The sequence below is a fragment of the Devosia equisanguinis genome (assembly GCF_900631955.1).
GTDB classification, from domain to species: Bacteria; Pseudomonadota; Alphaproteobacteria; order Rhizobiales; family Devosiaceae; genus Devosia; species Devosia equisanguinis.
In genome coordinates this window covers 21,988-33,717 of the sequence record NZ_UZWD01000027.1, presented here as the reverse complement: position 1 = coordinate 33,717, position 11,730 = coordinate 21,988, and the positions used below count along the sequence as shown (strand labels likewise).

11 protein-coding genes are annotated in these 11,730 nt (G+C 63.8%); 7 read left to right on the top strand and 4 right to left on the bottom strand.

The genetic code is table 11. From position 1 onward, the window contains the following. Nucleotides 1-20: 20 nt before the first annotated feature. Nucleotides 21-887, top strand: a complete 867-nt coding sequence (locus DEVEQU_RS11120; protein ID WP_126150649.1) for an aldose 1-epimerase family protein — start codon at nucleotides 21-23, stop codon at nucleotides 885-887. Nucleotides 888-914: 27 nt separating this feature from the next. Here the strand turns inward: DEVEQU_RS11120 and DEVEQU_RS11115 are convergent, their stop codons facing one another. Then, a complete protein-coding gene (locus DEVEQU_RS11115; protein ID WP_126150648.1) occupies nucleotides 915-1,589 on the bottom strand; it encodes a GntR family transcriptional regulator in 675 nt (224 codons plus the stop codon). A gap of 209 nt (nucleotides 1,590-1,798) precedes the next feature. Between DEVEQU_RS11115 and DEVEQU_RS11110 the strand changes: the two genes are divergently transcribed. Both DEVEQU_RS11110 and DEVEQU_RS11105 read left to right on the top strand, forming a co-directional pair. Next, nucleotides 1,799-3,079 (top strand): Gfo/Idh/MocA family oxidoreductase, encoded by a 1,281-nt coding sequence (locus tag DEVEQU_RS11110; RefSeq protein ID WP_126150647.1) that lies wholly within the window; start codon nucleotides 1,799-1,801, stop codon nucleotides 3,077-3,079. Nucleotides 3,080-3,464: 385 nt separating this feature from the next. Beyond that, complete coding sequence (locus tag DEVEQU_RS11105; RefSeq protein ID WP_126150646.1) at nucleotides 3,465-3,920, top strand: Hsp20 family protein; 456 nt, start codon at nucleotides 3,465-3,467, stop codon at nucleotides 3,918-3,920. Between the two features lie 263 nt (nucleotides 3,921-4,183). Here the strand turns inward: DEVEQU_RS11105 and DEVEQU_RS11100 are convergent, their stop codons facing one another. Further along, the gene (locus DEVEQU_RS11100) at nucleotides 4,184-5,074 is read right to left on the bottom strand and encodes a LysR family transcriptional regulator (RefSeq protein WP_211199030.1); all 891 of its coding nucleotides are present in this window, start codon (nucleotides 5,072-5,074) and stop codon (nucleotides 4,184-4,186) included. Nucleotides 5,075-5,167: 93 nt separating this feature from the next. Between DEVEQU_RS11100 and DEVEQU_RS11095 the strand changes: the two genes are divergently transcribed. The 3 genes from DEVEQU_RS11095 (at nucleotide 5,168) to DEVEQU_RS11085 (ending at nucleotide 8,535) form a co-directional block, all read left to right on the top strand. Beyond that, the gene (locus tag DEVEQU_RS11095) at nucleotides 5,168-5,803 is read left to right on the top strand and encodes a class I SAM-dependent methyltransferase (protein ID WP_126150645.1); all 636 of its coding nucleotides are present in this window, start codon (nucleotides 5,168-5,170) and stop codon (nucleotides 5,801-5,803) included. Between the two features lie 100 nt (nucleotides 5,804-5,903). Further along, the gene (locus DEVEQU_RS11090) at nucleotides 5,904-7,427 is read left to right on the top strand and encodes an ATP-binding protein (RefSeq protein ID WP_126150644.1); all 1,524 of its coding nucleotides are present in this window, start codon (nucleotides 5,904-5,906) and stop codon (nucleotides 7,425-7,427) included. A gap of 97 nt (nucleotides 7,428-7,524) precedes the next feature. Beyond that, nucleotides 7,525-8,535, top strand: a complete 1,011-nt coding sequence (locus DEVEQU_RS11085; RefSeq protein WP_126150643.1) for an alpha/beta hydrolase — start codon at nucleotides 7,525-7,527, stop codon at nucleotides 8,533-8,535. A 222-nt stretch (nucleotides 8,536-8,757) separates the two neighbouring features. Here the strand turns inward: DEVEQU_RS11085 and DEVEQU_RS11080 are convergent, their stop codons facing one another. Then, nucleotides 8,758-9,750: an alpha/beta fold hydrolase gene (locus DEVEQU_RS11080; protein ID WP_126150642.1), complete on the bottom strand. Its 993-nt coding sequence runs from the start codon at nucleotides 9,748-9,750 to the stop codon at nucleotides 8,758-8,760. 131 nt (nucleotides 9,751-9,881) lie between these two features. Further along, a complete protein-coding gene (gene eda, locus DEVEQU_RS11075) occupies nucleotides 9,882-10,517 on the bottom strand; it encodes a bifunctional 4-hydroxy-2-oxoglutarate aldolase/2-dehydro-3-deoxy-phosphogluconate aldolase (protein WP_126150641.1) in 636 nt (211 codons plus the stop codon). A 126-nt stretch (nucleotides 10,518-10,643) separates the two neighbouring features. Here eda and nadA point away from each other — a divergent pair, with 126 nt between their 5' ends. Continuing rightward, complete coding sequence (gene nadA, locus DEVEQU_RS11070) at nucleotides 10,644-11,711, top strand: quinolinate synthase NadA (RefSeq protein WP_126150640.1); 1,068 nt, start codon at nucleotides 10,644-10,646, stop codon at nucleotides 11,709-11,711. Nucleotides 11,712-11,730: the final 19 nt, after the last annotated feature.

Genomic DNA, 11,730 nt, shown 5'->3' with positions numbered 1-11,730 from the left:
GAATCGTCCGGAGAGACGCCATGCAACTGACCCGGATCGGCAATGGCGAGCTCACCGTCGATATCGCTGCCTTGGGCGCCGAGATGCAGTCGATCCAGACCCGCGACGGCCGCCACTGGCTCTGGCATGGCGACGCCAGCTACTGGACTGGCCGCTCGCCCATTCTCTTCCCCATGGTCGGCAAGGCGCCCAACGACACGGTGACCATCGAGGGCGAACGCTATCAGATGAGCCAGCACGGCTTCGCCCGCCGCAGCAATTTCACCCTTGTTGTGGAAGAATCCGACCGCTGCATCTATCGGCTGGAGGCCTCCGAAGCCAGTCGCGCCCTCTATCCCTTCGATTTCCGTCTCGACGTCGAACATCGCGTCCATGGCCGCAGCGTCAGCGTCACCGCCGAGGTCACCAATCGCGACCATCGTCCCATGCCCTTCGGCATCGGCTTTCACCCCGCCTTTGCCTGGCCGCTGCCCGGCGCCGCAGGCCAGCCGCACCGCATCGCACTGGACAACCAGTCCGACCCCGCTTTGCACCGGCTTTCCGGCGGCCTCGTTGTCCCCGAGCAATTGCCTTCGCCTTTCGACAACGGCCTGCTGACGCTCGACCACAGCCTTTTCCGCAACGATGCCATGATCTTCCCGCAAGGGGCCGGTGCCGGCTTGCGCTATGGCCCCGAAACCGGCCCAGCTCTGCGCTTCTCCTGGGAAAACCTGCCCAATTTCGCCATCTGGTCCAAGCCGGGCGCCGGCTTTGTCTGCCTCGAACCCTGGCGCGGCACCGCTGCCGAAGTCGGTGGCTCCGATGATCTCAGCGAACGCCCCTATGCCGAAACCCTCGGCCCGGGCGCCCTCGGCCGCTACCGCTTCACCGCCGAAGTCATCGGCTGACCCTCCGGCCCACCTGTCCGCCCGCTCCTATTCAAAAAAGTCCGGAAAATCCTCGATCGTCTGGCTGAGCAAAGTTTCGGCGCGGGCCAGATGGTCCCGCATGGCCGCTTCTGCCGCGATGGGGTCGGATTTGGCGATGGCATCGGCGATCAGCTTGTGTTCGGCGATGGCGCGCTGCTTGGACGACACACCCAGCGTCAGATAGCGCACCCGATCGAGCTGGATCTTGTGGTCGTCCACCAACTGCCAGGCATATTCCACGCCGGCCAGGCGGGCGAGCGTGCGGTGGAACAACTCGTCCAGCGCGTGAAAGCGCCGGGTATCGTCGGCGCGGGCGGCCTCTTCCTGTTCGGCGATCATGGCGGCGATGGTGTCATGCACAGCCTGATCGGGAGCGCTGGCGACCCGCCGGATGATCTCGACCTCGATGCTTTCGCGGATGAAACGGCTCTGCCGCACGCCGTCGGGGGAAATCTTCTTGATCACCGTGGCGCGCTTGGGACGGATCAACAGCAACCCCTGCTGGGCCAGGCGGATAAAGGCCTCGCGCACCGGCTGGCGTGACACGCCGAAGCGGCCGGCAATGTCGCTTTCCGAAATGACGTCGCCGGGCTTGAGCGCCATGGTGACAATGTCGTCGCGCAGGGCGTGAACCAGCCGCATGGCCATGGTCTCGGGACTGGTTTGCTGAACTGGTGTCATATGCCCTCGCTTGTGCCCTCCGCCGACGCCGACCACCGACAGATCAACCTGTTCAGCGGATTTTTGCCGGCCGCGCAACTGTCCGCTGCGACAGCATCGCACGAATTGTAGAAACAACAGTACATTTCCGCAATCTTGTATGGTAGATTTCGGATCAATGCCGCCCGCCTGGGCCGGCCATCTGTCAGACCCAGACCGGAGACACTGCAATGACCAAGACCTACGCGCTCGTGGGCACCGGGGGCCGCGCCCGCATGTTCTACGAGGCGATCCTTGGACCGCATCGCGACCAGTCGCGGCTCGTCGCCCTGTGCGACACCAATGCCGCGCGCATGGATTTCACCAATCGCGTCATCTCCTGGGAATTGGGCGGCACCGCCGTGCCCACCTACAAGGCCGCCGATTTCGCCAACATGATCGCCGAAACCCGGCCGGATGTGGTGATCGTCACCTCGATCGACCGCACCCACCACCAATATATCATCGCCGCCATGGAACTGGGCTGCGACGTCATCACCGAAAAGCCGATGACCACCGATCCGGAAAAGTGCCAGGCCATTCTCGACGCGGTGGCGCGCACCGGTCGCGACCTGCGCGTCACCTTCAACTACCGCTACGCCCCGCACAATTCGGCCCTGCGCGAACTCATCGCCGAGGGCGCCATCGGCAAGGTCACCTCGGTGCATTTCGAATGGCTGCTCGACACCCGCCATGGCGCCGATTATTTCCGCCGCTGGCACCGCGACAAGCGCAATTCCGGCGGGCTGATGGTGCACAAGTCGACCCACCATTTCGACCTGGTCAATTTCTGGCTCGGCAGCCAGCCCGACACCGTGTTCGGCATGGGTGATCTCAAGTTCTACGGCCGCGCCAATGCCGAAGAGCGCGGGGTCTTCACCCCCTATACCCGTACCACCGGCGTCGCCGCGGCCAAGGATGATCCCTTCGCCATCGATCTCACCGACAATCCCGTGCAGAAAGGGCTTTACTGGGACGCGGAGGCTGAAGACGGCTATCAGCGTGACCAGAACGTCTTTGGCGACGGCATCTCCATCGAGGACACGATGAATGTCATCGTGCGCTATCGCAACAAGGCGGTGATGACCTATTCGCTTTATGCCTATGCACCCTGGGAAGGCTTCAACGTCGCCATCAACGGCACCGGGGGGCGGCTGGAGCTGACGGTACACGAAAACTCCTACATCAATGCCGGTGCCGGCTCGGACACCGAAGGCGCAGCCAAGGGCGTCGAACTCTATCACTTCCCACTGCATGGCGAGCCACGCGTCGTGCCGGTCAGGCATGGCGAAGGCGGCCATGGCGGCGGCGACAAGATCATGCTCGAGGAAATCTTCGGCAACGCCACCCCCCGTCCCGGCTATGGCGCCAATCATCGCGATGGCGCCCTCTCCATCCTCACCGGCATCGCCGCCAACAAGAGCTTCGCCACCGGAATGCCGGTCGACGTCAACACGCTAGTGCGGTTCTAGGAGGCGCCGCCCCCCAAAACAAAAAGCCAGCATGTCGAAAGGACATGCTGGCTTGGTTTTCCGTTCGGCTTCGTGCGGGGGGCGGGTGACGAAACCGATTGGGGCGTGAAGGTCGGGATCGCTCTCGTCTTCACGAGATCGGTTCTAACCCCCTGCACCTGAACGCGACTGCAAGCATCTGTTCATCTGGCGTTCATCTGTAGCGGCCAGCGCAATTTTGCGCCAGCAGGCCCTCTTGAACTGCATTCGGCCTCACCTACATCTGTGTGGTCCGCCGGATAGCCGGGGACACCGGTGCCGCAAAGACAGTCTCGCCGATCAAGGGAGATGTCGAAATCGGGGCCGGGACCAACAGACCCACGTTGCTCAATTGGAGAATGTGACTATGCAGACCTTTGATTTTTCCCCCTTCTATCGCTCCACTGTCGGCTTTGACCGCGTGTTCAATCGCCTGGACACCCTGGTTGGCCAGGAAGCCAAGACCTACCCGCCCTATAATATCGAGCGCACCGGCGAGGATGCCTATCGCATCTCCATCGCGGTGGCCGGCTTCTCCAATGGCGACATCGCCATCGAGACCAAGGAAAACTCCCTGGTGATCAAGGGCGCCAAGCCCACCGAAACCGGTGACAGCAAGCGCGAATTCCTCCATCGCGGCATTGCCGAACGCGCTTTCGAGCTGCGTTTCCAGCTGGCCGACTATGTCGAGGTTCATGGCGCCAGCCTCGAAAACGGGCTGCTGCATCTGGAGCTGAAGCGCGAATTGCCCGAGAGCAAGAAGCCGCGCACCATCCAGATCAATGGCGGTACTGCCTCGATCGAAGACAAGTCCGTCAACTAATCGTCCTCCCCCTGACGATAAAAGGCGCGGCCCGCAAGGGCCGCGTTTTTGTTTGTTGGCGAGCCACTGATGCCCCTTCCCTCGATCCCCCCCGCAAGAAGGGAAGGAGTTCGGCCCGTGCTTGTGGCTAGACCTTGCCCAGAACGCGATATGGCTCCTCCCCCATCTTCAGGGGGAGGCTGGGTGGGGGTGTGCCGCCCACTCAAGCCCTCTACTGAAGTTCCGCGTGGAGAAGCGGGCAACATCATCCAGTCCGTAAACGCCTAAGCCCCCAGATGCTCGGCCAGCAGGTCAAAAACCAGCCGGATGCGGGCGCTGGTGTGGATTTCACGATGGGTGACCAGCCAGACCGGAATGGGCACCGGCTCCATTTCCGGCCAGACCAATTCTACGCCCGGGGTGGCCTCGGCCACCTTTTCCAGCATCAGCGCCATGCCCATGCCGCGCCGCACCCATTCCCAACCGACCGAACCGCTATTGGTGAATGGCCGACAATTCTCCGGCCCCATTTTGGCGCCCCGCCGGTTGAGCTCGGCCAGCATTTCCCCATCGTCACCGATAAAGCCGATCAACCGGCCATGGGCCAATTCCGCGCCATTGCGCGGCCGGCCGAAGCGCTCGAAATAGCTGGGCGCCGCATAAAGCCGGGCCCGCGTATCGGCGCAGCGGCGCGCCACCAGCCCATCCTGATCCGGCCGGCCATGGCGGATGGCGATATCGGCCTCGCGCCGCACCAGATCCTGTACCGCGTCGGCGGCAATCAGTTCCACCCTGAGCTTTGGCGCCCGCTCCTCCATCAGCGCCAGGAAGGGCGGCAGCACATGGGCGGCATAGAGCTCGATGGCGGTAACGCGAACCACCCCATCCATGGCCTGCGACTGTCCCGCCGCCGCCAGCGTCAGGCCATCGGCGGCTTCCCCCATGCTCCGCGCATGCTCGACCAGCAACCGCCCGGCCTCGGTCAGCACCAAGGCGCGCCCCGGCCGCTCGAACAGCGTCACCCCCAACGCGGCTTCGAGCGCCGCCACCTGCCGACCCAGCGTCGGCTGCGCCAGTCCCAATTGCCGGGCGGCGGCCGAGAGCGAGCCGGCCTCAACCGTGGCCATAAAGGCCCGCACGAGGTTCCAGTCAAAATCCATGCCGCGCATTTTCATGCATTAATGCATATCGTAACTGCCTATTTATGCAATTTTCTTGTTCACGACCCGGCTCTATCTTGGCCCCGTTGGCGAAGGAGCACACAAGACATGGCCGCAAGCACCGCATTCTGGAACAATATGGCCGAGCGCTATGCCGCCTCCCCCATCGCCAATCAGGCCGCCTATGAGCGCAAGATCGAGGCGACACGCGCGCTGTTCCGCCCCGACATGAAGATCTTCGAATTCGGCTGCGGCACCGGCTCGACGGCGCTGCGCCATGCCCCCTATGTCGGCCATATCAGGGCAGTGGATTTTTCCGAGAACATGATCGCCATCGCCCGCGCCAAGGCAGAGAAGGCCGGGATCACCAATGTGGATTTTGCTCAGGGTGACATTGCCAGCCTGCCGGTCGAGCGGGAGCGCTATGACATGGTGATGGGCCATTCGATCCTGCATCTCCTGGCCGATCCGCAAGCCGCGATCAACAAGAGTTTTGCCATGCTCAAGCCGGGCGGCTATCTGGTCACCAGCACCGCCTGTATGGGCTGGAGCCCCCTGGCGGTGCTCATGCCGATCGCCCCGCTGGGCCGGGCGCTGGGCAAGCTGCCGCAATTGAGCTTCTTTTCCGGCAATGGCCTCGAAAAGATGCAACGCAAGGCTGGGTTCCAGATCGTCCATCGCTGGCACCCGGGTGGCGTCGCGGCAGTGTTCTTCATTGCACGCAAGCCACAGGCGCTGGCCTGAGGCTTGTGGATGGCGCACGAGTTCTGGCCGAATCGCCTCCCCTCTGTGCTAGGCAGAAGCCAGTGATCGTGATGGGCGCCAAGCGCCGGCCGGAGAAGGAATGCAGGTAGCCATCGACATGGGCGCAAGTCAGGGCAAGGGCCCGGCCTCGCTCGACCTCGAGGAACTGCTGGCCACCCGTCTCCTGGTGCAGGGCAATTCCGGTTCCGGCAAATCCCACTTGCTGCGGCGCCTGCTCGAACAGTCCGCCCCCTGGGTGCAGCAATGCGTGGTCGATCCGGAAGGCGACTTCGTAACCCTGGCCGACAAATATGGCCATCTGGTCGTCGATGCCGCCCGCACCGAGAACGAACTCACTCGCATCGCCGCCCGCGTGCGCCAGCACCGCGTCTCTGTCGTGCTCAATCTCGAAGGCCTCGACGTCGAGCAGCAGATGCGCGCCGCCGCGGCTTTCCTCGGCGGCATGTTCGATGCCGATCGCGACTATTGGTATCCGGTGCTGGTGGTGGTGGACGAAGCCCAGCTCTTCGCCCCGGCCGCTGCCGGCGAAGTCTCCGACGAAGCCCGCAAACTCTCGCTCGGGGCCATGACCAACCTCATGTGTCGCGGCCGCAAGCGCGGCCTGGCCGGGGTCATCGCCACCCAGCGCCTCGCCAAGCTGGCCAAGAACGTCGCCGCCGAGGCGTCGAACTTCCTCATGGGCCGCACATTCCTCGATATCGACATGGCCCGTGCCGCCGATCTCTTAGGCATGGATCGCCGCCAGGCCGAGCAGTTCCGCGATCTGCAGCGCGGCCATTTCGTCGCTCTGGGGCCGGCTATCTCGCGCCGACCACTGCCGATCACCATCGGCGCGGTGGAAACCTCGGCGCGCTCGACCAGCCCCAAGCTGACCCCCCTGCCCGAGGCGCCTGTTGATGCCGCCGACCTCATCTTCACCATGGAGCCGGACGAACTGGCCCGCCCCGTGGTGCGCCGCCCGCCGCCGCCACCGCCGCCCTCGACCAATGAACTGCTCGCCCAGGTGGCCGAAGCCCGCGCCAAGGCCCGCGCCGAAGCACCGGAAGAGCCCGCCTCGCTGTTCCCCGAGATCGACGAGGCTGAGCGCGAGGCGCAGATCCAGGCGGTGATGGCAGAGCTTTTGAGCGACCCCGATGCCGGCTTCCGCACCACGGCCGTGCTCTATCAGGATTTCCTCGTGCGCTGCCGCATCCGCCGCGTGCCCGGCGATCCACCGGCTTTGCCCGCCTTCAAGCGCCTGCTGGCCGTCGCCCGCGTGGCGCCCGATGAGGAAATCGCCAGCTCCGACGGCTGGCAACAGGCCCTCGCCCTCTCGGAAACGCTGACAGATGACGTGCAGGGCGTGTTCCTCGTCATCGCCCAGGCCGCGCTCACCGGCGCACCCTGCCCGTCCGACGCCACCTTGGCCCGCCTCTACGGCACCCATTCGGCCAGCCGCGCCCGGCGCTTGCTGACCTGGTTCGAGGAGCGCGGCCTCATCGTCCTGCGCACCGATTTCCGCAACCAGCGCATCGCCGCCTTCCCCGAGCTCGGCTGCGAAACCGCCCCCGGCGACCCCAACGGCCCCGACGCCCTCATCGACCACCGCGGCGCCGCCGAGTAGTCTTTGACATTTGGAGCATCGCTCCACCTCGACCCTTGCCATTTCCGCGCACCCGGCCCAAGTCTGGGCAGTGACCATCCCGACCAACGGAGCCATCATGCGCCGCACCAGCCATCCTGCCGGAACCGTCCATCGCCTCATGGTTGAGAGCCAGGCCCTCAAGGGCAATCTGCTGGGCGATCCGACCACGCGCATCGTCGATGTCTATGTGCCCCATGGTCACGACGGACGGGACCTGCCGCTCCTCGTCGATCTCGTCGGCTATACTGCCGGCGGTCCCGCCCACACCGCCTGGAAGGCCTTTGGCGAAAACGTGCCCGAGCGGCTCGATCGGCTGATCGGCGAGGGCAAGATGGCGCCCGTCGTCGTCGCCTTCCCCGATTGCTTCTCGCGGCTGGGCGGCAATCAATATGTGAACAGCCCGGTGCTCGGAAACTGGGAGGATTTCCTCACCACCGAGATGCTTGCTGCCGTCGAGCAGAAATTCGGTTGCGGCGGCAGCGGTCGGCGCGGCGTCTTCGGCAAGAGTTCAGGCGGCTTCGGCGCGCTGATCCACGCCATGCGCCATCCCGATATCTGGTCGGCCGCCGCCAGCCATTCCGGCGATGCGGGCTTCGAGAACCTTTACCTGCCTGAATTTCCCAACACTTTGCGGGCACTGGCCAAATTCAACTATTCCATCGAAGCCTGGATGAGCGCCTTCGAGGCAAAACCCAAGCTCGACGGCAAGGACACCATGGTGCTGATGATCCTCGCCCAGGCCGCCAGCTTCGATCCCGATCCGAACCCCGAAACCTTTCTCGGCCTGCGCCTGCCGGTGACCAATGACACCTGCGAGCTGATCGAGGACCGCTGGGCCAATTGGCTCAAATGGGACCCGGTGCGCATGGCCGAAACCCAGGCCGCCGCCATTGGCACGCTCAAGGGCTTCTATCTCGAATGCGGCACCGATGATCAGTACAACATCCTCTATGGCACCCGCCGCCTGCATCGCCTGCTCGACCAGCAGGGCATCGTCCATCGCTACGAGGAATTTCCCGACAACCATTCGGGCGTCGACTACCGCATGGACCTCAGCCTGCCCTATCTGGCCGCAGCGCTGAGCTAGGTGATATCAGCCTAAGGTGGACCTCCGGGCTCTTTCGCCTCCCTCCCCCTTGAGGGGAGGGATTGAGGGTGGGGGTCCATCGGTGTGTCACTGCACCACCCCCCCCACCCCGGCCTCTTCACTTCAAATCTCTCCGCTGAAGAGATTTGCCCTTCGGGACAGCTCAGAGCCCTCAAGGGGGGAGGGGGCGATGAAGCCGCATCAACCAGAACGCAAGACGCTCTAAACCCGCGTCTGGTCGGTGATGAAGGCATCGAACGCAGCCAGGACCTGGCCGCGGATAGAGTCGTTTTCCATGAACAATTCGTGCCGGGCGCCGGGGATCACCATGTGCCGACCGGTCCGCAATCGCAGGCCCAGCGCCTCGATGGCCGGTGTGTAGACGATCTCGTCGCGCGCCGCCGCCAGCATCAGCATCGGAATCTTCAGCGTCGCCGGAAAAGAGTCATGGGCAGCATCCGCCATGGCCCGCATCGAGGCCGCCAGCCAGCGCAGCGTCGGCGAGCCCAGATAAAGCCCGTCATCGGCGCGGATGGTTTCGACCATGCGGTTGTAGCGCAGCACGTCCGAGGTCAGCGGATTGTTGACGAACATCGCCTCGTCCGGCCGCCGGTCGCCCTTGCGCGCCACCGGCACCTTTCCAAGCCCGACGAAGCTCGCCACCTCGGCGAACAGCGCCCAGCGCTTCATGGCCTGTTCCATCTTGTAAAGGCTCACCATCGGCGCCGACAGGAACACCCGATCGAACATCATCCGGTCGCGCGTCGCCGCATAAAGGCTCGCCAGCCCGCCCATGGAATGGCCAACGAGATAAAAGGGCGGCGGGCAATCGGGCAGCAGGATCTCGGCGTGGAAACAGCGCAAATCGGTCCAGTAGTCGTCGAACTTGTCGACATAACCCAGCGTCGGATTGCCGATCAGCCGCTCCGACCCGCCCTGTCCACGCCAGTCGAAAGTAGCCACGGCAAAGCCCCGCGCCCGGAAATCGGCCACCGTCTCGAAATATTTCTCGATATATTCGGTGCGTCCCTGCACTAGGCACACCGTCCCCCGATGCGGCCCCGCCGATTTCGGCCAGATCGCATAGCGCAGGCGCAGCTTGTCGGAGGTGGTGAAAAACCCCACCCGCACCCCTTCGGGCACGGGATTGTTGGCGGTTACGGCGAGTTTGGGGCCATTGGGGTCGACAAGAGCAGTCACGGACGAACCTTGCATTGCATTTTATCCCACCCTAGCCCGATTTCGTCCCCGGCGAAATCGGCACCATTGCGGTGATCGACAGCCAGCACAAAAAAGCGCCCCCGGATCAAAAACCCGAGGGCGCTGAGACCTTAAAAGCCCAAAAATTAGCCCTTGAGCAGGCTGGCTTCGCGCGCCAGGCTCTCGATGCGGGCGAAATCGCCGGAGGCCAGCGCCTCGGCCGGCATAATCCAGGAGCCGCCGACGCAGATCACATTGGGCAGGCCGAGATAGGTCTTGGCCTTGGCCGGATCGATGCCGCCGGTGGGGCAGAAGGTGATATCGGGCAGCGGCGAGGCGAAAGCCTTGAGTACCGGCGCGCCGCCCAAGGCTTCGGCGGGGAAGAATTTAAGGAAGCTATAGCCACGCTCAGCCGCAGCCATGGCCTCGGTCGGGGTGCCGATCCCCGGCAGGAGCGGAATGGCCACGTCTTCGGCCGCGTCGAGCAGGCGCGGCGAGGCGCCCGGCGACACCATGAAGCGGCAGCCGGCATCCACCGAGGCTTTCATATGTGCGGCATTGCGCACCGTGCCGGAGCCGACGATAGCGCCGGTGACCTTGGCCATTTCTTCCATCACCTTGAGCGCATTGGGCGTGCGCAGCGTCACTTCCAGCACCGGCAGGCCACCCGCCACCAGGGCTTCGGCCAGCGGGCGCGCCTGGGCGACATCGTCGAGAATGATGACGGGCACGACCGGCGCCAGCGAGAGGATAGAGCGAATGGCATTGGCGTCTTGCGGCATGAACTGGTCCTCGGCAGGAAGAAACTGGCCCCAGCGTTAGGCGTCTCGTCACTTTCCTGCAAGGCCATTCATTGAAATGAAAGCCAATAATCCCTAGGTTCCCGGCGTTGAGCGTGGGAGGCCCCGATGGTGCAGATGATCAATGCGGTAACCCCGCTCGCGGACGCCCGCGCTATTCTCGCCGATCATTTCGATCTCGGCTATTCCAAGGCCGTGGAACGCGCCACCGACAAGATCTTCGATCGGGTCAAGGACAAGATCCCGGGCGTCGAATGGCCCTTCTATGCGCCGCTGATCTTTCAGATCAACCGGCTCAAGAAGGAGAAGGATGCCGTCATCCTGGCGCACAATTACCAGACGCCACAAATCTATCACGGCGTCGCCGATGTGGTGGGCGACAGCCTGCAATTGGCCATTGAGGCCACCAAGGTCCGTCAGTCGGTCATCGTGCAGTGCGGCGTGCACTTCATGGCCGAAACCTCCAAAATGCTAAACCCGGAAAAGACGGTGCTGATCCCCGATAGCCGCGCCGGCTGTTCGCTCTCGGAATCCATTACCGCCGAGGACGTCATGGCCATGCGCGCCCGCTATCCCGGCGTGCCGGTGGTGACCTATGTCAACACCTCGGCCGCGGTGAAGGCGGTAACAGATGTATGCTGCACCTCCTCCAACGCGCTCGACATTGTCAATCGCGTCGAGGGCGACACGGTGATGATGATCCCCGACCAATATCTGGCCAAGAACACCGCCAAGAAAACTCACAAGAAGATCATCACCTGGGCCGGCGCCTGCGAGGTGCACGAAACCTTCACCGCAGACGACATTTCCGAGCTGCGCCACGCCTATCCGACGGCCAAGATCATCGCCCATCCCGAATGCCCGCCCGAGGTGATCGACGCGGTCGATTTCGCCGGCTCCACCGCGGCAATGATCGACTGGGTCAAATCCACAAGGCCGGCGCGCGTCGTCATGGTCACCGAGTGCTCGATGTCAGACAATGTCGCCTCCGAAACCACCGGCGTCGACTTCCTGCGCGGCTGCAATATCTGCCCGCACATGAAACGCATCAATCTCGAAAACGTGCTGTGGTCGCTCCACACCATGAGCGAGGAAGTCACCATCCCTCCCGACATCATCGGCCCCGCCCGCCTCGCCGTCGAGCGCATGATCGACATGAGCCGCAAACAGGATTGAGACCAGCCGCCGGGCTGAC